The 24,896-nt window shown below is 65.6% G+C and carries 25 protein-coding genes; 11 read left to right on the top strand and 14 right to left on the bottom strand.

All coding sequences use genetic code 11. The features are described 5' to 3' along the window. Position 1 precedes the first annotated feature (1 nt). The 3 genes from ACFWU2_RS06920 to ACFWU2_RS06910 form a co-directional block, all read right to left on the bottom strand. Positions 2-973 carry an alpha/beta hydrolase gene (locus tag ACFWU2_RS06920; protein ID WP_378602992.1) on the bottom strand — a complete coding sequence of 324 codons (972 nt, stop codon included), beginning with the start codon at positions 971-973 and terminating at the stop codon, positions 2-4. After that, positions 970-2,295, bottom strand: a complete 1,326-nt coding sequence (locus ACFWU2_RS06915) for a flavin-containing monooxygenase (protein ID WP_378602989.1) — start codon at positions 2,293-2,295, stop codon at positions 970-972. The genes ACFWU2_RS06920 and ACFWU2_RS06915 overlap by 4 nt, the downstream gene beginning before the upstream one ends. 134 nt (positions 2,296-2,429) lie before the next feature. Next, positions 2,430-3,239 (bottom strand): SDR family NAD(P)-dependent oxidoreductase, encoded by an 810-nt coding sequence (locus tag ACFWU2_RS06910; protein WP_378602986.1) that lies wholly within the window; start codon positions 3,237-3,239, stop codon positions 2,430-2,432. Between the two features lie 147 nt (positions 3,240-3,386). Here ACFWU2_RS06910 and ACFWU2_RS06905 point away from each other — a divergent pair, with 147 nt between their 5' ends. Further along, positions 3,387-4,418 carry an LLM class flavin-dependent oxidoreductase gene (locus ACFWU2_RS06905; protein ID WP_378602983.1) on the top strand — a complete coding sequence of 344 codons (1,032 nt, stop codon included), beginning with the start codon at positions 3,387-3,389 and terminating at the stop codon, positions 4,416-4,418. 121 nt (positions 4,419-4,539) lie between these two features. Beyond that, on the top strand, positions 4,540-6,294 hold the full coding sequence (gene ctaD, locus ACFWU2_RS06900) for a cytochrome c oxidase subunit I (RefSeq protein ID WP_378602980.1): 1,755 nt from the start codon (positions 4,540-4,542) through the stop codon (positions 6,292-6,294). 16 nt (positions 6,295-6,310) lie between these two features. Here ctaD and ACFWU2_RS06895 read toward each other — a convergent pair whose 3' ends face one another. After that, positions 6,311-6,970, bottom strand: a complete 660-nt coding sequence (locus ACFWU2_RS06895; protein WP_378602978.1) for a TetR/AcrR family transcriptional regulator — start codon at positions 6,968-6,970, stop codon at positions 6,311-6,313. Positions 6,971-7,145: 175 nt separating this feature from the next. Between ACFWU2_RS06895 and ACFWU2_RS06890 the strand changes: the two genes are divergently transcribed. The 6 genes from ACFWU2_RS06890 to ACFWU2_RS06865 are packed head-to-tail and all read left to right on the top strand — an operon-like array spanning position 7,146 to position 13,933. Then, positions 7,146-7,988, top strand: coding sequence for an urea amidolyase associated protein UAAP1 (locus tag ACFWU2_RS06890; RefSeq protein WP_378602976.1), 843 nt, complete (start codon positions 7,146-7,148; stop codon positions 7,986-7,988). 1 nt (position 7,989) lies between these two features. After that, complete coding sequence (locus ACFWU2_RS06885) at positions 7,990-8,646, top strand: urea amidolyase associated protein UAAP2 (protein ID WP_378602973.1); 657 nt, start codon at positions 7,990-7,992, stop codon at positions 8,644-8,646. A gap of 7 nt (positions 8,647-8,653) precedes the next feature. Further along, complete coding sequence (locus tag ACFWU2_RS06880) at positions 8,654-10,624, top strand: 5-oxoprolinase/urea amidolyase family protein (protein ID WP_378602970.1); 1,971 nt, start codon at positions 8,654-8,656, stop codon at positions 10,622-10,624. After that, positions 10,621-11,397 carry a hypothetical protein gene (locus ACFWU2_RS06875; protein WP_378602967.1) on the top strand — a complete coding sequence of 259 codons (777 nt, stop codon included), beginning with the start codon at positions 10,621-10,623 and terminating at the stop codon, positions 11,395-11,397. Before ACFWU2_RS06880 ends, ACFWU2_RS06875 begins: the two co-directional genes overlap by 4 nt. Next, the gene (locus tag ACFWU2_RS06870; RefSeq protein ID WP_378602965.1) at positions 11,394-12,425 is read left to right on the top strand and encodes an isopenicillin N synthase family dioxygenase; all 1,032 of its coding nucleotides are present in this window, start codon (positions 11,394-11,396) and stop codon (positions 12,423-12,425) included. Before ACFWU2_RS06875 ends, ACFWU2_RS06870 begins: the two co-directional genes overlap by 4 nt. A 20-nt stretch (positions 12,426-12,445) precedes the next feature. Continuing rightward, the gene (locus ACFWU2_RS06865) at positions 12,446-13,933 is read left to right on the top strand and encodes a sodium:solute symporter family protein (protein WP_378602962.1); all 1,488 of its coding nucleotides are present in this window, start codon (positions 12,446-12,448) and stop codon (positions 13,931-13,933) included. Positions 13,934-14,007: 74 nt separating this feature from the next. Here ACFWU2_RS06865 and ACFWU2_RS06860 read toward each other — a convergent pair whose 3' ends face one another. The 6 genes from ACFWU2_RS06860 to ACFWU2_RS06835 all read right to left on the bottom strand — a co-directional run bounded on the left by ACFWU2_RS06860 (position 14,008) and on the right by ACFWU2_RS06835 (position 17,808). After that, positions 14,008-14,319 carry an antibiotic biosynthesis monooxygenase family protein gene (locus ACFWU2_RS06860; protein WP_378602957.1) on the bottom strand — a complete coding sequence of 104 codons (312 nt, stop codon included), beginning with the start codon at positions 14,317-14,319 and terminating at the stop codon, positions 14,008-14,010. 117 nt (positions 14,320-14,436) lie between these two features. Continuing rightward, positions 14,437-15,348: a hypothetical protein gene (locus tag ACFWU2_RS06855; RefSeq protein ID WP_378602954.1), complete on the bottom strand. Its 912-nt coding sequence runs from the start codon at positions 15,346-15,348 to the stop codon at positions 14,437-14,439. A gap of 102 nt (positions 15,349-15,450) precedes the next feature. Continuing rightward, positions 15,451-16,221: a hypothetical protein gene (locus ACFWU2_RS06850; protein ID WP_378602951.1), complete on the bottom strand. Its 771-nt coding sequence runs from the start codon at positions 16,219-16,221 to the stop codon at positions 15,451-15,453. A 58-nt stretch (positions 16,222-16,279) separates the two neighbouring features. Next, positions 16,280-16,609 carry a hypothetical protein gene (locus ACFWU2_RS06845; protein WP_378602949.1) on the bottom strand — a complete coding sequence of 110 codons (330 nt, stop codon included), beginning with the start codon at positions 16,607-16,609 and terminating at the stop codon, positions 16,280-16,282. Between the two features lie 18 nt (positions 16,610-16,627). Then, the gene (locus tag ACFWU2_RS06840; protein WP_378603748.1) at positions 16,628-17,185 is read right to left on the bottom strand and encodes a DUF3558 domain-containing protein; all 558 of its coding nucleotides are present in this window, start codon (positions 17,183-17,185) and stop codon (positions 16,628-16,630) included. Between the two features lie 425 nt (positions 17,186-17,610). After that, positions 17,611-17,808, bottom strand: a complete 198-nt coding sequence (locus ACFWU2_RS06835; RefSeq protein WP_378602946.1) for a hypothetical protein — start codon at positions 17,806-17,808, stop codon at positions 17,611-17,613. Positions 17,809-17,919: 111 nt separating this feature from the next. Here ACFWU2_RS06835 and ACFWU2_RS06830 point away from each other — a divergent pair, with 111 nt between their 5' ends. Next, a complete protein-coding gene (locus ACFWU2_RS06830; protein WP_378602943.1) occupies positions 17,920-18,546 on the top strand; it encodes an endonuclease in 627 nt (208 codons plus the stop codon). Positions 18,547-18,550: 4 nt separating this feature from the next. On the opposite strand, the gene ACFWU2_RS06825 is transcribed toward ACFWU2_RS06830, so the two are convergent. After that, positions 18,551-19,108 carry a TetR/AcrR family transcriptional regulator gene (locus ACFWU2_RS06825; RefSeq protein WP_378602940.1) on the bottom strand — a complete coding sequence of 186 codons (558 nt, stop codon included), beginning with the start codon at positions 19,106-19,108 and terminating at the stop codon, positions 18,551-18,553. A gap of 121 nt (positions 19,109-19,229) precedes the next feature. On the opposite strand from ACFWU2_RS06825, the gene ACFWU2_RS06820 reads away from it, so the two are divergent. Further along, on the top strand, positions 19,230-20,405 hold the full coding sequence (locus ACFWU2_RS06820; RefSeq protein ID WP_378602937.1) for an oxygenase MpaB family protein: 1,176 nt from the start codon (positions 19,230-19,232) through the stop codon (positions 20,403-20,405). Between the two features lie 89 nt (positions 20,406-20,494). Here the strand turns inward: ACFWU2_RS06820 and ACFWU2_RS06815 are convergent, their stop codons facing one another. From ACFWU2_RS06815 to ACFWU2_RS06805, 3 genes are all read right to left on the bottom strand, one after another. Beyond that, positions 20,495-20,824: a hypothetical protein gene (locus ACFWU2_RS06815; protein ID WP_378602934.1), complete on the bottom strand. Its 330-nt coding sequence runs from the start codon at positions 20,822-20,824 to the stop codon at positions 20,495-20,497. A 22-nt stretch (positions 20,825-20,846) separates the two neighbouring features. Then, a complete protein-coding gene (locus tag ACFWU2_RS06810; RefSeq protein WP_378602931.1) occupies positions 20,847-21,407 on the bottom strand; it encodes a DUF3558 domain-containing protein in 561 nt (186 codons plus the stop codon). A 158-nt stretch (positions 21,408-21,565) separates the two neighbouring features. After that, on the bottom strand, positions 21,566-23,242 hold the full coding sequence (locus ACFWU2_RS06805; protein ID WP_378602928.1) for an alpha/beta hydrolase: 1,677 nt from the start codon (positions 23,240-23,242) through the stop codon (positions 21,566-21,568). A gap of 554 nt (positions 23,243-23,796) precedes the next feature. On the opposite strand from ACFWU2_RS06805, the gene ACFWU2_RS06800 reads away from it, so the two are divergent. Further along, positions 23,797-24,849, top strand: coding sequence for a zinc-dependent alcohol dehydrogenase family protein (locus tag ACFWU2_RS06800; RefSeq protein WP_378602925.1), 1,053 nt, complete (start codon positions 23,797-23,799; stop codon positions 24,847-24,849). The last annotated feature ends 47 nt before the right edge of the window (positions 24,850-24,896 follow it).

Raw genomic sequence — 24,896 nt, 5'->3', positions numbered from 1 at the left:
CTCAGTGTGGTGGGAGGGGAGAGACGGGGTGGCCGGAGACCTCCGGGGTGTCCGGCTTCGGAGTCGAAGAATCCACGAGATGCCGTGTCAGGAAGAAGATCTGGTGCGTCACTGCCGACTCGAACCAGTCGTTGCCGGGCCATACGTCGAAGTGGTCGCAGGGATAGTGGCGAACCTCGGCGCGCGCGCGGAATGCCGCCTGGGCAGCGGAGTGGGGTGGCGCACTGCGATCGAAGTCCGCGATCTGCACCAGTACCGGGCACCGGATCGACGCGGCGTGGCGACCGGGACGGTAGGTACCGAGCTCCAGCACGATCGTCGCGTCGACTTCGTTGCGCCACGTCGGGCCCGCGATCGCGAGATAGTCCTCGCGATGCCCGTCGAGATTCAACGCTGCGGTGTCGCCCGGTTCCCCGACCAGCGGAATAAGGTTGGCCCCGCGACCGATTCGCGATCCGACCCTGCTCAGAACACCCGTGGCGGTGGATCGCAGTAGGGCGGTCGTAGGTGTGTGGCGCGCGGCGAGCAGTCCGGCGGCGAGGCCGTCGACCAGTGGTGTGAGTGCCACAACCGCTGCGATACCCGAGTCGTGTGCGGCGATCGTCAGGACATGACCGCCCGACAGCGAGACACCCCACAGCACGACGCGATCCGGGTCCACTCCCTCGAGGCGTCGCGCCGCATCGATCGCGGCACGGTAATCGGCGAGCTGGCCGTCGAGGTCCACGCGCTGACGGTCGTCACCGCCGGACGAGCCGAACCCCCGATAGTCGAACGCCACGACGTGCATCCCCGCATCCGCGAAGCGTTCCGCGAACGGGGCGAGCCCGGAGTCCTTCGTTCCTCCGAGTCCGTGCGCCATGATGACGACCGGCTCTCGTCCGGACGTGTCGAGCCGTCCCGGTTTCGCGGGAAAGTGCCAGGCGTCGACATCGGCGTCGCGTGACCGGAACTGCAAGGAGTGGAATGTCATCGGTCGCCTCCGTGGGCACGGGCAAGTCCGGCCGGCAGTTCGTGTGTGCGGATGTCGTGCTCGTACGCGAAGTAATCGAGTTGCTGGGTGTGCCGTGGACGGTCGAGCATGTGCCCGGTGAATTTCTGCTGGTCCGCGGCGATGATCCGTTCCATCTCGTCGTCCGCGGGCAGCGCGTAGCGGCCGACGGCGTACGCGGCGATCACCCGCGCCTGACATTCGACGAAGGGGAACAGTGTCGGCGTCGCCTGGGCGAAACCGGCGAAGGCGAGGTCGGGGAGTCCCGGCGCGAAGATCCGCTTGTAGAGCGCGATGTGATTGTCCGGCGCACTGAGGAAATCGGGATCGAAGAACGGAAAAGTGATGTTGTATCCGGTTGCGTAGACGGCGATATCGATCTCGGTTGAGCTACCGTCGACGAAATGCACTGTGCGGCCGTCGAATCGCTCGATATCGGGTTTCGGGGTGATGTCGCCCGAACCCAGACGTAGTGGCAACTCCACCGACTGTGTGGGGTGGGCTTCGAAGAATTTGTGGTTGGGCGACGGGAGGCCGTACAACTCCGGCCTGCCGGAGAGCAGGGGTTGCCCCCATTGTGCGAGCTTGCGCTGCCAGGCGAGCGGCACGTAGGGGACCGTCCGGTAGTACTTGTCGGCGGGGCGCCCGGCGATGTACTTGGGGACGATCCACGCACTCGACCGAGTCGAGAGGGTGACCTCCGTCCGGAGCGTCCTCGACGACAGTTCGACGGCGATGTCGGCGGCACTGTTGCCGATGCCGACGACAAGAATGCGTTTGCCCGCGAAATCGAGCGGAGTCTGCGGGTCGATGTAGTGGTGGGAGTGAATCGCCTCCCCGGTGAATTCGCCCGGGAATCGTGGGACTCGTGGGTCCCAGTGATGCCCGTTGGCGACAACGAGGAACTCGAACCGCCGCGTTCCGCCGTCTGCCAGGTCGAGTTCCCAGCCGCCTCCGTGCAGGCGCCGGGCGCGGAGCACCTCGTTGCCGAACTCGATGTTGTCGCGGAGGCCGAAGGCGTCGGTATAGCCGTCGAGGTAGTCCTTGATCTGGGAGTGGTGAGGAAAATCGGGATACGACGTCGGCATCGGATAGTCCTTGAACGACAACTGATGCTTCGACGTGTCGATGTGCAGCGAACGGTAGGCACTACTGCGTCCGTTGGGGTTACCGAAGGCCCAGTTCCCGCCCACGCGATCGGACATCTCGAAGCACGTGTAGGGCACGCCGTAATCGGACAGCATCTTGCTCGTGGTCAGGCCGCTGATTCCCGCGCCGATGACAGCGGTACTCGGTGCCGACATGTTTGACCTTCCCCCAACGTCGGGTGGATCCGGATTGTTCGGTGACGACGGTCACAATGTAGAACACGTTCTCGGGTTGGGCCATGCCTCGTCCGCGCTGCCGGGACGCACCGCCCGACCGGCGTGGATTGCGGTTACGTTCCCGGGTTGGTGGCGCCCGGCACCGCCTCGTGCGGCGATGCCATCGCGGCGAGGTGCGCGAGCAGGTCGGGATAGCGGCGCGTGTGGGCGCCGCCGTTGAGGTCGATCGTCGCGCCGGTCATCCACGTCGCCGCATCGGAGGCGAGGAACGCGACCACCTCGGCGACCTCCTCCGGACGTCCCGCGCGTCCGAGAGGGGTGTTCTCGAGATAGTCCTCGCGGAGACCGGGCACCAGCGCGACCCCTGCCGTGAGCGGGGTGTCGACCAGGCCGGGGGAGACGGCGTTCACTCGTACTCCTCGTGCACCGAGTTCGAGCGCCGCAACCTCGGTGAGCATGAGGACACCCGCCTTCGCCGCGCAGTACGCAGCCATCCCGGGAGCGGGTTGCCGCCCGTTGAGCGACGCGATCGTGGTGATGCTGCCGCCGTCGCGCACCACGCGCCCCGCATGCTTCATCACCAGAAACGCACCGGTCAGGCACACATCGACAGTGGTCCGCCAGTCCTCGAGGGCGAGATCGGTGATCCGCCCCGGCATCGACACTCCGGCACATTCGACGATCGTGTCCGGAGCGCCTTCGCTCGCCACCACGTCGGCGAAGAGGCTTTCTACGCTGCTCTCGTCCGTGACGTCGGCGGTGCTCGCCCGCGCCCCATTGCCCAGTTCGCCGGCCCGCGCGCGGGCGGCGCGCCCGTCGATGTCCGCGATCACCACGGTCGCTCCGCGAGTGTGGAGAAGCCGGGCCGTGGCCCAGCCGATCCCCGACGCTCCGCCGATCACCACTGCTGTTTTGCCGTCCATGGACCGATCCTCCTGAGTCGACATCCGGAACACGCGTACCGAGGAGTCTGGACAGTTGTCCGGTGATTCGGCAAGGTAATCGCCCACAGCGTGAAACGACGACGCTGTGGCCGTGCCGAGTTACGCCGGAGAGAAACGAGTGTTGCCGTGTCCAGAACCCTGTTCGCGACCCGTTTCGACTTCCGTGCGCCCGATGCGACACCGCGCGACCGGCAGGCGCTGTTCGCGCGCGCACTCGAACAGGTCGAGTACGCGGAATCCACCGGGCACGACGTCGTCATGCTCTCCGAACATCACGGTTCGGAGGACGGGTATCTGCCCAGCCCTCTCCCGGTCGCTGCGGCGTTCGCAGCCCGGACCCACACGATCCCCATCACCGTCTCTGCGCTGATCGTCAATCTCTACGACCCCGTGCGGCTCGCCGAGGACATCGCCGTGATCGACCTGCTGTCCGGTGGCCGCGTGTCGTACGTGTTCGCGCTCGGGTATCGCACCGAGGAGTACGCGCTCTACCGGCGACCGTGGACCAGTCGCGGGCAAGACACGGAAACCGCACTCGAACTGGTGCTCGAGGCGCTGCGGACCCAGCGCGTGGACCGCGCCGGGCGGGTCGGCGCCGTGACCCCGGCACCCCTGTCCCGCCCGCACCCCTTCGCCTACTACGGCGGTGGCACGCCGACGGCTGCGCGCCGGGCGGCGAGGCTCGGCCTCAATTTCCAGCCGCAGATCGCCGACGAAGCGCTGCGCGACCTCTACCGCGCGGAATGCGAGAGGCTCGGGCGTCGGCCCGGGCACGTGATGATGCCGCCGCCCGGACCGGCGACGGTGTTCTGCGCCGCCGATCCGGACGAGTTCTGGGCGCGATACGGGCATCATCTGCTCGCCGACGCCCGTGGCTATGCCGCTTGGCAGCAGAGCGGTACAGCGTTGTCGCACGTGTTCGATCGATCCACGACGATCGAAGAACTCCGTGCCGCGGGCACCTATCTCGTGGATACGCCCGACGGCCTGATCCGCCGGTGCAGGGAGGGGATTCTCCCGGTCGTCACCACCCATCCGCTGTGTGCCGGAATGCCGGAGGATCCCTCGTGGGAGAGCATGCGGTTGCTCGGAGAGAAGGTAGTGCCGGCACTGCGTGAGGATCGAAAAGTAATCACCGAGAACCGCTCCGCGGGATAGGTACACGCCTTACGCTGAGACGCATCTGCTTGCCCCGCAGGCTGACGACGCGCGCCGTCGCACGCGCGCTGGTCCGTCTGCATCGTCGAGATCGTCGCCCGGTGCGGCGTGAGGAGGCCCGATGAACGCGGTGATTGCTCCGGTCGAGGCGAAGCGGCCGTATCCCCCTCGACGCAAGCCGAAGGGCGCGGTCATTCGCGACCTGATCACCACGACCGATCCGAAGACGCTCGGGTTGATGTACATCGTCACCTCCTTCGTCTTCTTCCTCATCGGCGGCCTGCTGGCGTTGCTGATGCGCACCGAGCTTGCGCGTCCCGGCTTGCAGTTCCTGTCCAACGAGCAGTACAACCAGCTCTTCACCGTGCACGGCGGAATCATGCTGCTGATGTACGCGACCCCGGTGGTGTTCGGGTTCGCGAACTACATCCTCCCGCTGCAGATCGGCGCCCCCGACGTCGCCTTTCCCCGGCTGAACGCGTTCAGTTACTGGCTCTTCCTGTTCGGCTCGCTCACGGTCGTCTACAGCCTGGTCACCCCCCGGGGTGCCGCCGATTTCGGGTGGACGTCGTACATGCCGCTGGCCTCGGAGGAACACACTCCCGGTGTGGGCGCGAACCTCTGGTTCCTCGGCCTGGTCATCACGGGTCTCGGCACCATCCTCGGCGCTGTCAACATGATCACCACGGTGGTCTGCATGCGCGCTCCGGGTATGACGATGTTCCGCATGCCCATCTTCACCTGGAACATCTTCATCACGATGATCCTGATCCTGCTGGTGTTCCCGCTGCTCGCGGCAGCGTTCATGGGCGCGATTGTCGATAGGGTGCTCGGAGGTCACATCTACGATCCCGCGACCGGTGGCGCGATGCTCTGGCAACACTTGTTCTGGTTCTTCGGCCACCCGGAGGTGTACGTCATCGCGCTGCCGTTCTTCGGCATCGTCTCGGAGATCTTCCCGGTCTTCAGCCGCAAGCCGATCTTCGGCTACAGCGGTCTGGTCTACGCGACGATCGCCATCGCCGCGCTGTCGATCGCGGTGTGGGCGCACCACATGTACGCCACCGGCGCGGTGCTGCTGCCGTTCTTCGCCTTCATGACGTTCCTGATCGCAGTCCCGACGGGCGTGAAGTTCTTCAACTGGATCGGCACGATCTGGAAAGGGCAGATCACCTTCGAGACACCCATGCTGTTTGCCGTCGGCTTCATCATCACGTTCCTGTTCGGCGGCCTGTCCGGCATCATCCTGGCAAGCCCGCCGCTCGACTTCCACCTGCACGACTCGTACTTCGTCGTGGCGCACTTCCACTACGTGCTCTTCGGCACCATCGTGTTCGCGACGTACGCCGGCATCTACTTCTGGTTCCCGAAGATGACCGGGCGCATGCTCGACGAACGCCTCGGCAAGTGGCACTTCTGGCTGACCTTCATCGGCTTCCACACCACCTTCCTGGTGCAGCACTGGCTCGGTAACGAGGGCATGCCGCGCCGCTACGCGGACTACCTGCCGTCGGACGGGTTCACCACGCTCAACACGATCTCGACCGTCGGGGCCTTCATCGTGGGTGCCTCCACGCTGCCGTTTGTGTGGAACGTGTTCAAGAGCTACCGCTACGGCCAGGTCGTCACGGTCGACGACCCGTGGGGCTTCGGTAACTCGCTCGAGTGGGCAACCAGTTGTCCGCCGCCGCGGCACAACTTCACCGAACTGCCGCGCATCCGGTCGGAGCGTCCCGCGTTCGAACTGCACTACCCGCACATGTCCGAGAAGATGCGCACCGAGGCGCACGTCGGACCGGGAAGCAACAAGCGCGAGGTCAATGTGCTCGAGGGGGCCGATCGTTCCCCGTCGGATAGCACCGACGAAAGCCGGTGACCCGACCTCCCGTGCCTCAGGGGCCGGGAGACGGGTCGGGGACCCCGATCACGAGAGCGCGTGCGCGGCGCTTCACAGTGGCGGTGTCGTTGACGCCGAGAACGTCGAGTGACGCTGTCGCGAGCATTTCGGGAAGCTTCGCGTCGACTCGTTCGTCGTCGGCGCGGATCGCGATGGCCGACTCGACGAGCCGGAACGGTAGGCCCGCCCGGGGATCGTTCTCCCCGACGATCTCGGTCGCCAGATCTCGATAACGAACCGCCAACTGCTCCCGCTCCGCCCGGAAATGCCCGAACCGCTCGGTGCGCACCTCGGGCAGCAGATACAGCGCACCGAGATTCCATCTGCCCGCGCACAACTGGGCGGTGTCGAACCATGCCAGTGCGCACAATCGCACCGCCGCGGGATGGTTGCCGTCCAGACTCGCGTCGAATTCGATCGTGGGTTCGACGGTGTCCTCCAGCAGAGCGACGAGGATGTCGTTCTTCGTCGCGAAGTGGTTGTAGAGCGACGCCTGCCGGATGCCCACCGCGTCGGCGATGAGCCGGGTCGACGTCGAGGCGAACCCTCGGGTGGTGAAGAGTTCGGCTGCGGCATCGAGGATTTCGGCACGCGCGGTGGCGCCGGGGCGACGCGGTTCTCGTAGCCGGGGTCGGCCCGGTCCTGCTTGGGTCACCCACTCACCATGGCACAGCCGAGGCGCGTGACGCACGGCCGGAACCCGGCGTGAGAATTCCGAAATCCGGACGAAACATCGGTCACGGAGACGTTACGGCGCGGCAATTCGCCGAATATGCGCGACCGGAAAACTGTCGAGTGACAGTTTCCCCGAGCGCCACGATCGGAGCACCATGACCGAGACCCTCGCGACGGCCACCACCCACGCCGCCCGCGCCCATGCACGGGCACAGTCGGGCATCGTCACCGACGGCATGCCGACCGTTCCGGCGTCCGCGTGGCCGGCGGCTCCCACCGGACGTGCCGCCTCCCTCGTCTGGGCCGAGACCGTGCCCGGTGGCCGCTACACGAGCAAGGTGCTCGCCCGGGGAACCCGCTTGCGGCTCCGCGACATCCACGGTGCGGCCTGCGCGAACCTCCTGTTGTTCCGTGCCGACGCCCCGCACGAGCGGCTCAACGTCGCCGACACCCTGAAAGTGCCGTGGCAGGCGTATCTCGGAACCGGCCATCCGCTGCTGTCGGATCAGGGCCGAGTGCTCGCCACGATCGTCGCCGATACCTCCGGCCGCCACGACGCGCTGTGCGGCACCACCCACCTCGCGGGAAACACCGCGAAATATGGAGCGGGAGCGCTGCACTCGGAGGCCCCCGCCGGACGGGAACTCTTCACTGTCGCCGCCGCAAAACACGATCTCGCCCCGCGTGACCTGCCCCCGTCGCTGTCGTTGTTCCACGGCGTGCGTGTCGAGGACGACGGCACGCTGACGAGCACCGGCTCGGCGGGGCCCGACACCTACGTCGAGTTGATTCTCCACCTGCCGGTGATCGTGCTGCTCGCCAACACCGCGCATCCGCTGGATCCGGCAGAACAGTTCCCGACCAGCACGCTCGAAATCCTCGCGTGGCGTGCACCCGCCGACCTCGACTCGCTCCCCGCTACCGACCCCGAATACCAGCGCGCCGTGCTCAACACCGAAGACGCCTGGGCTGCCGCTGCTTCCGGAATGGAGAACTGACATGACCGCCACGCTCGACTCCACGGACCTCGCCCTCGTTTCCGGCCGCGTCCTGCTCGACGAGGTCGTCGGGGTACGCGGACCCTGGTCCACCGTCGTCGCCGCGGGCGACGTGCTCACCATCGTCGATCTCCACGGCAACCAGGCTGTCGACACCCTTGTCTACGACGCACACGACCACGCCGCCCGCTACAGCGCCGCAGCCACCGTCGCGGGGCAGGGCAACCTGTTCCTGACCACGGGATCGGTACTGCGCGACGCCGACGGCGGACCGCTGATGACGCTCGTCGCCGACGAGGTGGGAATCCACGACACGGTCGGCGGCGCCTGCTCGCAGGAATCGAACACCCTGCGCTACGGGCATCACACCAAGCACCAGCACGCATGCGTCGAGAACTTCCTCATCGAAGGCGCGAAATGGGGCCTCGGCAAGCGTGACCTCGTGTCCAACATCAACTTCTTCATGAACGTGCCCGTCGAGGCCGACGGCACGCTCGGCATCGTCGACGGTCTGTCGGCCCCGGGCAAACGCCTCGCGATCCGGGCCGAACGCGACGTGCTCGTTCTCGTGTCGAACTGCCCCCAGATCAACAACCCCTGCAACGGTTTCGATCCGACTCCGGTGCGGATGATCGTCACCCGGCCGCGGGAGGCGTGAGACGCCCATGACCACCAAGATCACGGTCGAACGACCGGGAATGCTCACCACCGTCCAGGACTACCCGGGCCGCACCGGCTACTGGCAGGTCGGAGTGCCCCCGTCGGGGCCGATGGACGACCTGTCGTTCCGCCTCGGCAACGTCGCGCTCGGGAACCCCGAGGGTGCCCCCGGGCTCGAGACCACCATGGCCGGGCCGGCGCTCCGCTTCACCGAAGCCACCGAGGTCTGCGTGACCGGAGCGCCCGTCACGGTGCGCGTCGACGGCACCCCCGTCCCGCAGTGGCGGCCCGTCATCGTCCCCGAGGGTGGTCTGCTCGACGTCGGGGCGGTGACCGGCCCCGGACTCCGCGCCTACATTCTCGTACGCGGCGGGCTCGACGTACCCGAATTCCTCGGCAGCGCCTCGACATTCACCCTCGGTACTTTCGGCGGACACGAAGGCCGCACCCTCCGCGACGGTGATGTCCTCGTCGTCGGCGACGTCACCGAGGGGCACTGCGCTGCGGTGCCCTCCGAGCACGTGCCCGCGTTGAGCAGTCACTGGGAGATCGCGGTGACCGAAGGACCGCACGGAGCGCCCGAATTCTTCACACGCGACGACATCGACGCGCTCTACGCCACCGAATACGAGGTGCACTTCAATTCCGACCGCACCGGCGTCCGGCTCATCGGTCCCAAGCCGCAGTGGGCACGCGCCGACGGTGGGGAAGCGGGCCTGCACCCGTCCAACATTCACGACAACGCGTACTCGATCGGCGCACTCGACTTCACCGGTGACACTCCGATCCTGCTCGGCCCGGACGGACCGAGCCTCGGTGGCTTCGTGTGCCCCGTCACGGTCGTCGCAGCAGACCGCTGGAAGCTGGGGCAACTCGCCCCGGGCAACACCATCCGTTTCGTGCCCGTGCGGTCGGAGCACGCGGCGTCACGTCGCGACCTCGGCGTTGCACGACGTGCGGGCCTTTCGCTCGTGTCGTCGGCCGGAGGGGACGGCGACGACGGAGTGCTCGCTCGCCGCGACGGCAACACCGCCGTCACCTACCGGCGCAGCGGTGACGACAACGTGCTCGTCGAATACGGCGACATGACATTGGATCTCGCGCTGCGGGCTCGCGTCCACGCGCTGCACCAGCGTCTCGAAGGTGAGCGTCCGTCCGGCCTTCTCGAACTCACCCCGGGCATCCGGTCCCTGCAGGTCAAGGTGGATCCCGACGTGCTGCCCGTCCCGAAGCTCCTGGGTCTGCTCGCCGAAGCCGAAGAAGCCATCGGTGACAGCGACGAACTCGAAGTGCCGAGCCGGCAGGTGCGCCTGCCGCTGTCGTGGGACGACCCCGCGACCCGGGAGGCCATCCAGCGCTACATGCACGGTGTGCGCGCAGACGCGCCGTGGTGCCCGTGGAACATCGAATTCATCCGCCGGATGAATGGTCTCGACACGGTTGCCGACGTGTTCGACACCGTCTTCGCTGCCGACTACATGGTGCTCGGTCTCGGCGACGTCTACCTCGGAGCGCCGGTCGCCACGCCGCTCGATCCGCGGCACCGCCTCGTCACCACCAAGTACAACCCGGCCCGCACGTGGACACCGGAGAACGCGGTGGGTATCGGTGGCGCCTACCTGTGCATCTACGGCATGGAAGGACCCGGCGGGTACCAGTTCGTCGGCCGGACCACCCAGGTGTGGAACCACCGGCACCCGCAACCCGCGGGCGCGTTCGAGAACGGCACCCCGTGGCTGCTCAGGTTCTTCGACCGCATCTCGTGGTACCCGGTCGACCCCGAGGAACTCCTCGACCTGCGGGCCGACCTCGCGGCCGGCAGAGGCGGGGGAGTGGACATCACCGACGGCACGTTCTCGCTCGCGCAGCATCGCGAATTCCTCTCGGAGAACACCGAATCGATCGAGTCCTTCCAGGCGGTCCAGTCTGTTGCCTTCGCGCAGGAACGGGCGCGCTGGGAAGCCGGCGGCGCATGAGTGCCGTCGACACCCTGGCGATCTCGGGCACCCGTTTCGAGCGCACCTTGCTGGCGCGCCCGGGCGCGGCGCCCGACACCACCAGCCGGGTCGTCTGGCTGCAGGGTGCGAGCCTGTACTGCGACCTGCGTCAGCCCGCGGCGGAAGTCCCGGTGCAGGCCCGGTCGCTGGGCGCGACGAGCATCGACGACCTGCTCGTCCTGGCGACCCAGGACGGGTTCGCGGGGCGTCTGCTCTCCCATGGCGGGCATGTGGAATGGACCCGCACAGTGGCGGTCCACCCGGCCGGCCCACATCCGGACGCGGGCAGTCTGGAGCTGCTCGACGCCACGACCGTGGCCGAGCACGGTGTCTTCGAGGACTACCTCGAGCACTGGCGTATCGGTGCCACGTCGTCGAGCATCGACGAGTACCTGCTCGAAGACGTCGAGACCGGTGCTCCCGGAATCCTGGTCCGCGTCGGCGAAGACTTCGCCTTCGCCCGAGGGCGAACCCGCCCGATCGCGGGGGCGCCGCTGCACGAGCAGATCCGGGGCGCCGGCACACTCTCGGCTGCGAGAGAACTGATGAACTGTGAAATATCCTTCGGGAGAATACGACTCGGATCGTGGCGCATCGCCGCCTCCACGCTCCCGTACCGAGTGGGCGCCGCCCTCGACCCCCTGCCGGGAGAGATCCTGTCGACGTCCGACATCGATGTCGACGGCCACCCGGTGGCGCGCCGCTGGCGCCGACTCGATCTTCCCGAAACAGAACGGAAAGGCACAGCGTGACGTTCACCAGCATTCCGACCATCGACGTCACAGGACTCGTCACCGGTGATCCGGCGCGACGCAGCGCCGTCATCGACGAATTGGGTCGTGCCGCACGAGAAGTAGGGTTCGCGCAGATCGTAGGACACGGCATCGACCCCGCGTCGTTCGCGGCGGTGCAGCGTGCCGCCGAGCGGTTCTTCGCGCAACCGTCCGATGTGAAAATGAAGGTGTACATCGGCAATTCGACCAACCACAGGGGGTACGTCCCCGCCGGTGAGGAAGTGTTCGCGGGTGCGACTCCCGACCACAAGGAAGCCTACGACCTGTCGATAGACCTCCCGTCCGATCACCCGGACTACCTGGCCGGTAACCCCCTGCTCGGTCCCAACCAATGGCCCGAACTGGACGACTTCGCCGAACCCGTCTCCACCTATTACGACGAGGTCTTCTCGCTGGGGCGACTGTTGTTGCGCGCCTTCGCCGAAGCGCTCGGAGAACCCGCGGACCTCTTCGACAGACACGTGAGCACCCCGCCCGCCCAGTTGCGGTTGATCCACTATCCGCACGATCCCAGCGCCGCAGACCGTCCCGGCATCGGCGCCCACACGGACTACGAGGTGTTCACGCTGCTCCGGCCCACCGCGCCCGGGCTCGAGGTCGTCAACGCCGACGGGACGTGGATCGAAGTTCCCTACGCCGACGATGCGTTTGTGTTGAATATCGGTGACCTGCTGGAGATCTGGACCAACGGAGAGTTTACGGCGACGTCACATCGGGTGCGTAAGGTATCGCACGAGCGTTATTCGTTCCCGTTGTTCTTCAACGTCGACTACAACACGTGGGTCGAGCCGTTGCCTCAGTTCGTCACCACGGACGGACCGCGATACGACGGTGTGCGGGCAGGCGACCACCTGTTCGCGCAAACCGCGCAGAGCTTCACCTACCTGCAGCGCCGACTCGCCTCGGGCGAGATCACCCTTCCCGACAACGCACGACCCCTCTATTCGCTCGGACGCGAAGCCCAACGCAGCGCTCCTGCCGTCTGACCTCCTCATCTGGAGTTGCCATGATCATCACCGGTGTTGCCGTATGCCTCGTCGTTCTTCTCGGCGCGGGCTTCTATTCCACCCGTAAGGTCCGGGGCGATGCGGGGAACTTCCTCCTTGCAGGACGATCGCTCGGGGCACCGATCCTCGCGGTGCTGCTCATGTCGCAGGTCATCGACTCCAACGCCACGCTCGGGAGCGCGGATCTCGCTGCCGGTTTCGGATTCTGGGCCGGCGCCGCGATGCCGCTGGGCGTCGCGCTGAGCGTGCTGCTCGTCGGGCTGTTCTTCGCGAAGAAGCTGAGGGCGACCGGTGTCGTCACCCTGCCCGAGTATTTCGCGCAGCGTTTCGGGCGCGGCACCGAGATCACCGCGTCCGTCCTGACGGTCGGAAGCTTCGGCATCCTCCTCGCCGGCAACCTCGTCGCGCTCGGATACCTTCTCGAATACTTCGTGGGGCTCAACTACACCGTCGCGGTGCTGGTTCTGATCCCGTTCGTTCTGGCCTACACGATGGCGGGCGGAATGTTCGCGAGTGTCTACACCGGTGTCGTGCAGTTCGCGGTCATGGCGGTCGGCATCGTCTGCCTGTTGGGATGGGTGGCGTTCGGTCCCGGATTCTCGGCTCCGGAGGGGCTCGGCATCGGGGGTCTCGGGCAACTCACCGACCCTGCGCAGGGTGCCGCGATCAACTGGGCGACGCTGATCGCCCTCGGACTCGGCAACATCGTCGCGATCGACCTGATGCAGCGGGTGTTCTCGGCGAAGAGCCCGCACGCCGCGCAGCGGGCCTGCTTCTCGGCGGCTACCGGCATCCTCGTCCTGTGCGTACCGCTCTCGTTCGTCGCGCTTGCGGCAATCTCCATCGTGGGGGACAGCGCCGTGGACGGCCCGATCCTGTATGTGCTGCTCGGCGAGTACGCCCCGAAGTGGCTGTCGATCCTGGTGCTCTCCGGACTCGTGACGGCCTCGCTCACCACCATCAGCGGTGTCCTGCTCTCCACTGCCACGGTGCTGGTACGCAACCTGTTCCGCGTCGGCGGAGAGCACGCCGCGATGTCCTCGGACGTGATGCGGGCCACCCGCCTGTGCATGCTGCCCATGGCGGCGTTCGGTGCGCTGGTCGCGCTGCGCGTTCCGCAGACCGGCATCCTGCTCACCTTGACCTTCGACCTGCTGCTGGCGTCGCTCGTGGTGCCGTTCATCCTCGGGTTGTTCTGGAAGCGGGGTGACGGCCGGGCCGTCGCAGCGGCAGCGATCTGCGGCATCGGCGTGCGCGTCGGGTTCTTCGTACTCACCCCGACGATCTACGGCGTCGACAACACCCTGTTCTACATCCCGAACGATCTCGTCACCGCAGCCGCCGACGGTTGGACAACCTTCCTCGGGGCGATCGTGGCACTCGTCGCCTACGTGACGGTCGCACTGCTCACCCGGCCTGCGACGCAGCCGCAGGCGCCGGTGGTCGTGCCGGTCGTGGCGCCCGAACGGCAGCCCGTCGCGGTGTAGGCCGTCCCGACCGCATGAGGCGGCGCCACCGGAAAAGTTCTCCGGTGGCGCCGCCGCATGTAAGAGGGTGTTTCCTACTTCTCGAAGACGATGTCCTCGACGAGGGTGTGCTGCTCGACGGCGGACGGCGCCTGCATACCCGGTGCCTGATCGTCGGAGTGCGCGGCCTTGAACGAATCGGAACGCAACCAGGCGAGGAAGTCGTCCTTCGAGTCGAACTCCATCGTGGACAGGTAGGGGAGGCCCTCGGCTGCCGGACGGAGGAGCGTCGTGCGGTTGAGACCGGGAACGCCGTCGAGGGTCTCACGCATGCTGTCGACGAAGACCTTCTCGAATGCCTCTGCCGTCTCGGCGGGAACCTCGATGCGGTTGGTGATGACGTACACGGTGGGGCCTTTCTCGGCAATGGTGGTGCTTCTTCGGAAATCATACGCCGCAGGTGGCCGGGGATATTGCGCGGTAAGTGGGGATCGACTCGCGAAACAGCGTGCGCAACTCTCCACTCACCGCGCAACTGCGGCATACCGGGAGCGTGCACGGGCGACGGCGCGTGCGAACCGGCCGGCGACCACCTCGAACCGATCCAACTCTGCCCAGTTCCAGCGGACCACTTCCAGCCCCAGGTCGCGCAATGCGTCTTCACGTCGTTTCTCGGCGAGGAGGTCACGACGGTCGCGGTATTTGATGTTGCCGTCGAACTCGCCGACGATGCCGAGGCCGTCCCAGAAGAAGTCGAGACGGTATCGTCGTCCGTCGCGCACGACCACCTCGCGTTGCAGATCCGGTACGGGTAAACCGGCCTCCCGCATACGGATCCGCGACAGCGATTCACCGACGCTCTCGCTTCTCCCGTCCAGGAACTCCAGAATCGACGCCGCGGCAGTCGTACCGGTGCGGTGTCGTGCCCGCGCAAGTACCCGGGCCAAGTGTGGGCGTGTGTTCGGGTGAAGGCGTAGAGCGGAGTCTCCGATTGCCACTGCCTCGTCGCGCGGCAGCGTGCGGGCGAGATCGACGACCGTCCTGGCGACCGACGTGACCGCGACTCCGCGGATATCCACGAGATCGTCATCGCCCCACGTCGTGCGGTGCGCGTGCAGGTGTGGCGTGACCCGCCCGCTTCGCCCCGGACGCGAGACGTGCACGCGGGCGAGAGGCACCTTCCAAATATCGAGATGATGCAGAACCGCCGCGGACACATGGCTGATCGCTTCACCCGATTCGAGATGCGAACCGACGTGGCGCGCGTGTACGCGATGGCGCCCCGCCTCGTCGAGCGCGTCGTAATCGGTCCGCCGCAGGTAGACACCGCGGGCAAGCAGGACGAGTGTGCCCGCGCGCAGCGAGTTTCGTAAGTCGTTGTCCGATGTGCCAGCCGCGGTGAGCGACTTCCTCGTCAGTGCTTCCGGCTCGCCCATGCAGGGGATCGTGCCCGATCAGGTCACGGGTCCGAGCTTTCGAAGGCGACGTGCCGGCGCCCTTGTGGACAAATGCTATGTCTGCGGACAAGTACGCGCGGATCAGAACAGGCGCGGCGTCGCCTGGGATCCGTCGCGGGCTTCGACGACGCGCGCATGCCACCGATCGACCAGCCACATCTCGACCAATTCCGGTCGCGTGGACATGAGACCAGCCCACGTGTTGAGCAGTTCGACGTACCGGTGATAGCGACGCACAGTGAAGTCTGCGACCGACGGGTCCTCGAGCCATCCCTCGTGGACGAGCGTCGACACGCCGTACTGGTCCAGCATCTGCGCGGGACCGGTGTCCGTGCGCGCCTCCACCGCCCACAGGTAGGTCGCCATCAACGGCACACCCACTCCCGGAGTGTCGGGCCAGCCCGACCAGGTCTGACGAGACGTGTCGGGCAGCCCTTTCGTCTTTGCGCAATAGTCGAGGACACCCTTGATCTTCGCGAGCGGGTGGCGACCTTTCGGGGTACGCACGTCGCGGACGTCGGGGAACCGCCGCACCGCTTTTCGTCGTGGATGTGCGCTGCGCCATGCCGCACACAGGAACAACAGGCCGAGACCCTCATGGTCGGCATCGATAAGGTCGCTACCCAATCGAAGGTCGTTGCGCTGCACGACCGCAGTGCCGGTGGTCACGATGCGGCCGTCGAGGTTTCGCCCACGCAACCTGATCTCGTGTCCCGCGTCGTCGAGATGATCGTTCCACCACTGCAGATCGACGGTCACGCCGTCGTCGAGCACCTGAAGTTCGAAGGGCCGTGCCCGGCACCACTCGGCACACGCCTTCGGAGGCTCGAATCCTTCGTCGTACAGATGCATTCTCGTGAGCCTGCCACGGGCGCTCGACGTTCCATGTCCGACACACACGGCAGCATCATCACAGCTCGGTTTCCATCCCCTGGAGTTGCCGAGCCCAGTCGAATTCGGCCTCGAGAAATGCTTCCCCTCCCGAAGCGAAAGCGTCGCGTAGGTCGGTGAGGGTCGTGATGAATTGGTCGATGCGCTCGCGTGCGGATTCCGGGGTTCCGGCGGCTTTGCGTGCGTAGCCGTCGGCGAGTTGTCGGGCGGACTCACAGTCCCCGAAACCGCGGGTCTCGACAAGCCCGTCGGCGATGCCCTGTGCAGAAGTCAGTTCATCGAGCATCGTGTTGCAGATTGCGACAATCTCGTCGACGACACCAGGGTCAAGGCGGACGAACTCAGCCATGGATGTGATCCTTCCGAGTCAGCTGTGAGGCAGGTCGAGAAGCGGTTCGATCGATGACACGAGCTCACCGAGACCGCTGCACCATTGCTCTCTGGGTACGCCACGTGTGTGATCGGGGAAGTATGTACGGCTGAAGATGACGATGCCGAACTCGGACTCTACCGCGATCGCACAGGAATTTTGGTTGTTGCTGTCGACTTCCAAGAGCGCTCGTCGACCATTGATCGTTGTTTCGGTTGCGATGAGTCGATCTTTGGCGAGTTCCTCTTCGAGAGTTACATTGCCGGACAGAATATTGAGCCCATACCGTCGGAGCACCCCCGGAATGTGGAGTGTGCCCTTGAACCGGCAACCAATGAACGAGTATGTGCCCATTGGGTAGTCCGTCGGTTCCTTGCTCCGCGTGTCGTAACCAGCCTCTAGCAACAGTTCGTCGGGGATATCCAGGCACGGGTCGAACGTGATCTGCGGGCGACCCGAGTCGTCCACGACCCGGGGCGTCCTCGTCGTCGAGGTCGGGGTGTCGACAGCTTCCGATTCGCTCGGCGTCGCCGCCCCGGATGCGCATCCTGCCACTGTCACCACAACAGCCAGTGATAGGACCGTTCGCACGACACGATTCCACCCACCCACGCGACCCCCCGATCCGCTGATTGCCGCAGACGCTAGCACAGGGAACGCAGAACCGTATTGCCGTGATCTGCGCGCTCAATCGCGACCTGCTCACGCAATAGTGTTGGCAGATAACAATTCACCGCGCAAATTAGAAGGCTTATTCGTTGGCGGAATCGAGCAGACACTGAATCTCATCCTCGCCGACCCCCAAATCGCCGAAGCTGAGAATCCTCCCGATGGGCATCGACGCGGCCATGGTGAGGACCGCAGGGTCGAGGGCCGGAGCCTGCAGGTCTCCCGATGCCGCGAAGGTATTCGAGCACGTCTCGGCGGCAGCCGGGTCGCCAGAACTTCACCGATCGACGACTCCAACGTCAACGGCATGTTCACGGGATCTCCGGCGACTTCCGCAGTCGCCGAGACCCGGATATCGCGGCTCGACGCGCCGGCATCGACGGTGTACACACCGCCCTCCACCACCGTGTAATCGGTTTGGTGAACCAGAAGTTCAGCCCGCTGGTCAAACCCGCCTTCTCGTCGAGGGTTGCTCCGGCGGGGGAGCGATTCGGTGCGTCCTCGGTCATCAGGCTCCTTCGAAGGGGCTTCGAAGCAGCGTATCCCCGTCGATGTGGGTGAGTGTGCGTGTCGGGAATTCGGGTACCACGACAGAACCAGCCGCTCCCAGGAGGATGTCGATGGACACCGTGACCAAATTGCTCGATCGCGCCGGACGAACGTATGCGGAGGACGCGGGCATCACACTGAAAGACACCCCGAAGCCCCTGTTCGAACTCCTTGTCCTCGCGCTGCTGTCGAGTACGCGAATATCGGCGGACATCGCCGTCGCTGCCGCGAAGGAACTCTTCCAGGCAGGATGGCGCACTCCGGAGGCAATGGCGAAAGCGCCACGTGCGGACGTCATTGCTGCGCTAGGACGCGGTCACTACGTTCGGTACGACGAGAGCACCGCCACGCGGTTGCGCGAGATGGGCGAACGAGTCGAGTCCGAGTACCAGGGCGACCTGAGAAAACTGGCACAGCGCGCAGACGGTGACGCTGCGGCCGCGGCCCGTCTGCTGGAGGAATTCGACGGTATCGGACCTGTGGGTGCGGAGATCTTCCTGCGCGAAGTCCAGGACGTGTGGACCTGGCTCCGGCCCTACCTCGACAAACGTGCACAGCAAGGCGCCGAAGCGCTCGGGGTGCCCGCCGAGTCGGAACAGTTGGAAAAGCACGCTCCCGATGGGCGGTTCGCACCGCTTGCCGCGGCGCTCGTACGGGTGTCGCTGGACGACGAACTACTCGACGACGTGCGCGGCTGATCCGTCACGCACCTTCGACTGCCGCCAGGAGCATCTTCGCCGCTACCGCGATCAGCTTCGTCCGGTCGGCACCCGGGGGCCGGAGCAGGGCGATCCGGGAGCACAGACTCGCAGTGGCACCCATGACGATGAAGACCAGATCGTCGAGTGCGTCGTCGTCGAGATCGGGGCGCAGGCGTGTGGGAATGATGCGGGCCAAGGGGCGGAGGGGGGCCTCGATTTCGGCCCAGGCGAAGCCGAACTCGGCCTCGTTCGAGGTGTAGGACACCCGGAGGACCGCGGCGTGCTTCTCGAACGCCGAGGTGAGTCCCTCCACGACCGTGGCCATCGAGTCGAGGGGTGCCTGGTCCATCGCGCGGGCGATTGCCGTCGACAGCGCCGTGGTGATGTTGTGGACGGCCGTCATCCTCAGTTCGTCGATGATGGCGTCCATGTCCGGGAAGTAGCGGTAGACGGTACCGATGCTCACATGGGCGTGTTCGGCGAGAGCGGTCGTGCTCACGCGTGCCCCCGGCCGGCGCGCGAGGAGTTCGTGAGTAGACGTGAGAAGGTGCGTGCGCATCTCTCTGGCACGCCGCTGAGTCGGGGATGTTCGTACCCCTCTACCTGCTGAATTGCCATTCGGTGTAGTGGTCACAAGAAATGAATAGTAAGTGAGGAATTCTCGTGTTTGCATGGAATGTATGAATCGACGCATTCCGCGCGAACTTGTCAACGCAGATCTCGCCGTGCGCCGCTACGGCGACCTCGGCAGCAGGTGGCTGGACGGGATGTGGCAGGCCGACCCACTGGCCGACGCGGTCGTCGCCGACGACTTCGATTCCTCCTCGGCCACAGCCGAAGTACGCAGGGCGTTAGCAGACGGGATCGACGCTGTCCCGAACGCTCCCGAGTCGCTTCGAGCGCTGTTCGCACGCCTCGACGACGAACCCGACTGGCTCGACCACGACCGCCTGGACAACGCTGCCGATGCCCTCATCCGTCACACCCCCGTGATGGGCATGGTGCTCGGCGCGGCGTCCCTCCTTCGTGGTGCCGCCAGCGAGATCGCCGGGAAGCCTCTCGCGCTGACCGGTCGGTACGTGAGCCAGCCCGCGGTGCGCTCCGTCGAGGTGGGGGAGTGGCTGCGGCACGTGATCGCGCGTGACGGAATGCGCCGCAACGGAGAAGGTTTCGCGTTCACTGTCCGGGTGCGGCTCATCCACGCACATGTGCGCCGGGGCATCGTCGCGAGCGGACTCTGGGACGAGGACGCATGGGGTGTGCCGATCCCTCAGTCCTACATGGCGTTCACCATCGCCGAATTCGGGCATATCTGCGTCGAAGCGATGCAGACGCTCGGCGTGCGCTTCACCCAGACGGAACTCGACGACATCTACCACCTGTGGCGTTACGTCGGGCATGTGATCGGCATGAGCGACGAACTCAACCTGTGTAAAGAAGCCGATCACGTGCTCGTCGAGGAGTTGTACCGATTGACCTCTCCGGGACCGAGCCAGGACGACCGGGATTTCGTGGCCGCGCTCACCGACGATTATCTCGTCCCTGAACTTGCGAATCTTCTGCCCGGAAACGACCGTGTGCGAACATCTCTCGCTCTCACGCTGATGCACAGTCTGCAGCGTGTCTTCGTAGGTGATGCGGATGCTGATGCGCTGGGTATCCCGGACAGCCCACTCAAGCACGTGGTGCGTCGGGCCGGCCCCGCGCTCGCCCTCGTCAACCGGATCCAGGAGCGGCGCTACCCGGACAGGGTTCGGACCACAGCGCGGGCGTACAAGGTTCGGGACGCAGCGATGGATCGTATGCGCGTGGACTACGGCGTCGACCACGACCTGGTGGACGCCGCTCCTCATTGACCACCTGTAGGGGAGGAAATGCGCGCCGGACGGAGATTTGCGCGGTGAACATCGTGAGCGGATCTCCGTTCGGCTCGCGAATCCAGGATCTACATGTCCCTGTCCACGGTGTCGAGTGCGCGTGCCCAGTCGAATTGCGTGTCGAGGAAGTCCTCACCTCCAGCCGCGAACGCGTCGCGCAGTTGGGTCAGAGTTTCGATGAATTGCTCGATCCGTTCGTAGGCGGATTCGGGTGTGCCGGCGCCTTTACGGCTGTAACCGGCGGCGAGTTGCCGGGCGGATTCGAGGTCGCCGAAGCCATTCGCGGAGACGAGGTTTTTTGCTCTGATCCTCGAGCTTTCGAACTCGGCGAGCATCGTGTCGCAAATGGCGACGATCTCAGCAATGACGGGTGGGTCGAGTCTGATGAATTCTGACATGGCTCCCTTTGGGATGGGCGGATCAACTACCGATGAATGGTTCAGCCGCTCGCACGAGAGGTTCCATATCTGCGCACCACTCATTCTGTGGAACCGGGCCGGCATGATCCTTGTTGTAGAGCCTGCTGAATATGACGACTCCGAACATGCTCTGTAGGACGTATGTACATGCGTCCTTGATGCTCGGGTCGAGTTCCAGGAGCGCGGTTCGGCCGTTTACCGTGGTGGCGGTAGCCACGTGTCCGTTCTTCGCGATCTCTTCGTCGAGGGATACGTTGCCTGCGAGAACACTGAGGCTGTATCCCCGTCTTACGCCGGGAATCGGGTCGGACTTCCGGTATGTGCAACCCAAGAACGTGTACGACCCCATCGGCATATCCGAGAACTCTTTGTGGTCCGCGTCGTATCCCGCTTCCCGCATCACTCCGTCGGGGAGGTCGAGGCAGGGATCGAAGGTGACGGGAGGACGTCCGGAGTCGTCGACGACGCGCGGCGTGCGCATATCCGACGTCTCGACAACTGTGTCGGGTCGGGCAAGTTCGTCGGGGGGTGGTGGAGACCCGCATCCTGTCGTGACAGCCATTGCGGCCACTAGAGAACACGTCACCAAGCCCCGCCTGCTCATGAGCCCCCCGGATCCGCAGTTGGCGCCAGACGCTAGCACACCCGGATCGGCGGAGCAGGCGGTGAAGCACGCATCGGCGCCGTTCGTGAAACGGACTTCGGGCGGAGTCCGCGCCCTCAGCCCGTTCCCGCAGAGAGGGCATCGAAGACGCGCTGAACGAATGCCTGGTCCTCAATTCCCAGGATGTCCGCCCAGAAATACGCTGCGTCGGTGGCGTAATCATGGCCGTGGCCGCTGGGTACGTCAGCGGCGAACACCATGTCCAGGGTCACCTGCCAGAACGTCACGAAAGGGATCCACGACATGCTCTTGTCGACATCGGCGCCGCGCTCTTCCCGGAGCCAATCGGGACGATTCAGGATCAGGTCGGTGGACCACCACACGATCGGGTCGCTCGGGTGCTGCCAGTACACGATGCGAGGGAACTCCCATTGGCGCAGCCCGGCGAGATCGGTCAGATCGGCGGGTGTCGCCGCAAAACGCACATTCTGACCGCCGTAGATGACGGGGAGGATTTCGCGGCTGCCCGGGTCGCGCGATTCGGTGATCCTGCGCCACTGCTCGGTGAAATTGGGGGTGCCCACCCACAGGGCGCCGTCGGTGCGGGTGATCATGTCCTGTGCCCCGGAGAACGCCGACTGGCCGCCGTACGATCCGAGAGATTCACCGAAGACCAGAAGCTTCGGCCGTGTGTTCGGGTCCAGGTCGCTCCAGCGGTCGTACACGGCCTCGAACAGTGCGCGACCGGCGTTGCGCGGCGAAACCCGGTCGGCGAGGAACGCCAGCGGGCTCGCCAGGAAGGAGTACTGCATTGCGGCGATCGCCGAGTTTCCGTCCGCGAGGTATTCGAGGCTCGACGCGACGTCTTCGTTGACCCATCCGCGTCCCGTCGTGGTGGCGACGGCCAGATATTCCCGATCGAACGCATTCGTGCGGTCGAGTTCCGCCACCACACGCGAAGCCAGTGTTTCCATCTCTTCGAGTTCGGACTGCCCTCCGGCGTTCTCGATCGAGCGGTAACCCGCGTAAACCCGGATCGGCATCATGGCCGGCGTACCCGTGACCGCACCGATCTGCTCCGGTGTCGGTCCGCCGGCGACGAACGTCCGTCCTTCGCGTCCGAGCGAGTCCCACGGTTGGTCCGACGCGTCGGATCCGGAACGGTCGGGGGACTGCGGTTGCACGACGCCCGCTGCGGTCCCCTCGTCCACCACCTTCGCCGATCCGTCGGCGATACGCGTGATCCCGGCCGCGAGCAGGCCCTGGAGCGCCAGCAACACGACGGCTCCCACCACCACGACACTCACTGCCCGCGCGACCGGCGCCGGCAGAATCCGCACGACCTGCCGAGCGACGAATTGCGCGATACGACGCAGACCTCGAGCTATGAACAGGAGGATCAGCGCGAGGAGCAGGGCTACGGCCAGCACACCGGGATAGTCCCAGTTGCTCCCGCTCTCGATGCCCACAAGTTCGCGGCTGATGTTCTGCCACCGCGACCCGAGCGCGAGGAACGTCGGCACCACCACGATCGCCACCACTGCGAGCATTATCCAGAGAACCCTTGCGGCTTTCGGTGGCAATCGGACGTCGAATCCGCATTTGCGTATCCCCCATGCCACCAGGACGCCGATCCCGTAGCCCGTCACGATGCTGATTCCGGTGGCGACTCCCTGCAGATACCACGCACGCGGAAGCAGCGAGGGCGTAAGCGACCAGCAGTAGAACAGCAACGCGACCACAAGCCCGAGGAAGCTGAACCGACTGAGCCACTTCACGATTCCATGCCGCATTCGTCCGGGGAGGGAGGCGCGTTCACGAGGGGCAGGGGCCGGAGCGGTGTCGGTCGTCGTGATCACGGGCGGTCGCTTTCGTCGTAAGGACGTCCTGCCGGCGGGCTGCAAAAGCTCGTCCATTCCGTTTCGACTTTGCGCCGGAGCCACGTCGAGGAGACGGAATTCGATGCCGTTCGACGAAAACTAGCAGAATGCGGGGGTAATTCTCGGGAGAAGAGCCGACGCAATACCAATCGACAGCCCCGCTTTTTCCGGAGCCGCATCCGGTCACGGTTCGGAGTGGACCGCGCCGCGCAGCACTCGTGGGGTCGCTCGGCGCGGACCGGGCCGGTTACGACGGGTACGTGCCGGTGATGAGGAGTGGTCTCGTCCGCGCCGGGGCCGTTGCGTCTCGATGCGGACGGAAGCGGCATATCGGTTGCTCCGGACGGGATTCGGCGTGCTCGGCATGCGTGCGGTCGTGGCGTCCGAAAGCCCGGATATGCCCCGGAGACGTCCCGGCCGGTGTCATTCTGGAGGGTGAATCACCATCGATCGGCGGGAGGCCGAGGATGAAAGCACTGGTATTTCATGGTCCGGGACAACGCGCGTGGGAAGACGTCCCCGACCCCACGATCACGGAACCGACCGACGCGATCGTGCGCGTCGACGCGGTGACGATCTGCGGCACCGATCTGCACATACTCGGCGGAGACGTTCCGGCGGTGACGGACGGACGAATCCTCGGTCACGAAGCAGTGGGCACTGTCGTCGAAGTCGGCTCGGGTGTTCGCAATCTCATGGCCGGTGACCGCGTATTGGTCTCGTGCGTGTCCGCCTGCGGCCGATGCCGATACTGCCGCGAGGCGCGGTACGGCCAATGTCTCAACGGAGGCGGCTGGATTCTCGGACATCTGATCGACGGAACCCAGGCCGAACTGGTGCGAGTTCCTTTCGCAGACAACTCGACCTACAAAATCCCCGAAGGGGTCAGTGACGAGCAGATGCTCATGCTCGCCGACATCCTGCCCACGTCGTACGAGGTGGGAGTACTCAACGGGTGTGTGCGGCCGGCCGACGTGGTGGTCATCATCGGCGCCGGGCCGATCGGTCTCGCCGCAATCCTCGGCACCAAGTTGTTCAGTCCGAGCCACATCGTGGCCGTCGACCTCGCCGACAGTCGCCTGGAAGCCGCGAAGTCCTTCGGAGCGGACATCGCTCTGAACGGCGGCCGCGACGACGTCGCGGCGGTCGTGCGGGACCTCACCGGTGGGCTCGGAGCCGACGTCACGATGGAAGCGGTGGGTGTGCCCCAGACGTTCGAGCAGGCGGTGGCGCTTGTCCGACCCGGTGGACACGTCGCGAACCTGGGCGTCCACGGCTCGCCCGCGACACTGCATCTCGAAGACATCTGGATCAAGGATCTGACCATCACGACGGGCCTCGTCGACACGTATTCCACCCCGACGCTCATCGGGCTCGTGGAGAGTGGACGGCTCGACACGTCGCCGATGATCACCCATCGGTTCAACCTCGACGACTTCGAAGAGGCATATGACGTATTCGGCCGGGCAGGGGAGACAGGGGCACTGAAAGTGCTGCTCACGGCACATTCTTCGACCTGACCGGCGGTTGGTGGAACCACACATATCGACAGGATGAGCGGCGGCGT

Source organism: Rhodococcus sp. NPDC058639 (genome assembly GCF_042717545.1).
Classification (GTDB): Bacteria; Actinomycetota; Actinomycetes; order Mycobacteriales; family Mycobacteriaceae; genus Rhodococcus.
This window is presented reverse-complemented; position numbering and strand designations above follow the sequence as displayed.

Coding starts and splice junctions, on each gene's coding strand:
- ACFWU2_RS06890 (WP_378602976.1), top strand. CDS start 7,146: ATGACCGAGACCCTCGCGACGGCCACCACCCACGCCGCCCGCGCCCAT.
- ACFWU2_RS06865 (WP_378602962.1), top strand. CDS start 12,446: ATGATCATCACCGGTGTTGCCGTATGCCTCGTCGTTCTTCTCGGCGCG.
- ACFWU2_RS06810 (WP_378602931.1), bottom strand. CDS start 21,407: ATGGCTGTCACGACAGGATGCGGGTCTCCACCACCCCCCGACGAACTT.
- ACFWU2_RS06920 (WP_378602992.1), bottom strand. CDS start 973: ATGACATTCCACTCCTTGCAGTTCCGGTCACGCGACGCCGATGTCGAC.
- ACFWU2_RS06805 (WP_378602928.1), bottom strand. CDS start 23,242: ATGCGGCATGGAATCGTGAAGTGGCTCAGTCGGTTCAGCTTCCTCGGG.
- ACFWU2_RS06875 (WP_378602967.1), top strand. CDS start 10,621: ATGAGTGCCGTCGACACCCTGGCGATCTCGGGCACCCGTTTCGAGCGC.
- ACFWU2_RS06845 (WP_378602949.1), bottom strand. CDS start 16,609: ATGGCTGAGTTCGTCCGCCTTGACCCTGGTGTCGTCGACGAGATTGTC.
- ACFWU2_RS06820 (WP_378602937.1), top strand. CDS start 19,230: ATGAATCGACGCATTCCGCGCGAACTTGTCAACGCAGATCTCGCCGTG.
- ACFWU2_RS06880 (WP_378602970.1), top strand. CDS start 8,654: ATGACCACCAAGATCACGGTCGAACGACCGGGAATGCTCACCACCGTC.
- ACFWU2_RS06815 (WP_378602934.1), bottom strand. CDS start 20,824: ATGTCAGAATTCATCAGACTCGACCCACCCGTCATTGCTGAGATCGTC.
- ACFWU2_RS06910 (WP_378602986.1), bottom strand. CDS start 3,239: ATGGACGGCAAAACAGCAGTGGTGATCGGCGGAGCGTCGGGGATCGGC.
- ACFWU2_RS06830 (WP_378602943.1), top strand. CDS start 17,920: ATGGACACCGTGACCAAATTGCTCGATCGCGCCGGACGAACGTATGCG.
- ACFWU2_RS06825 (WP_378602940.1), bottom strand. CDS start 19,108: ATGCGCACGCACCTTCTCACGTCTACTCACGAACTCCTCGCGCGCCGG.
- ACFWU2_RS06855 (WP_378602954.1), bottom strand. CDS start 15,348: ATGGGCGAGCCGGAAGCACTGACGAGGAAGTCGCTCACCGCGGCTGGC.
- ACFWU2_RS06885 (WP_378602973.1), top strand. CDS start 7,990: ATGACCGCCACGCTCGACTCCACGGACCTCGCCCTCGTTTCCGGCCGC.
- ACFWU2_RS06915 (WP_378602989.1), bottom strand. CDS start 2,295: ATGTCGGCACCGAGTACCGCTGTCATCGGCGCGGGAATCAGCGGCCTG.
- ctaD (WP_378602980.1), top strand. CDS start 4,540: ATGAACGCGGTGATTGCTCCGGTCGAGGCGAAGCGGCCGTATCCCCCT.
- ACFWU2_RS06800 (WP_378602925.1), top strand. CDS start 23,797: ATGAAAGCACTGGTATTTCATGGTCCGGGACAACGCGCGTGGGAAGAC.
- ACFWU2_RS06835 (WP_378602946.1), bottom strand. CDS start 17,808: ATGACCGAGGACGCACCGAATCGCTCCCCCGCCGGAGCAACCCTCGAC.
- ACFWU2_RS06850 (WP_378602951.1), bottom strand. CDS start 16,221: ATGCATCTGTACGACGAAGGATTCGAGCCTCCGAAGGCGTGTGCCGAG.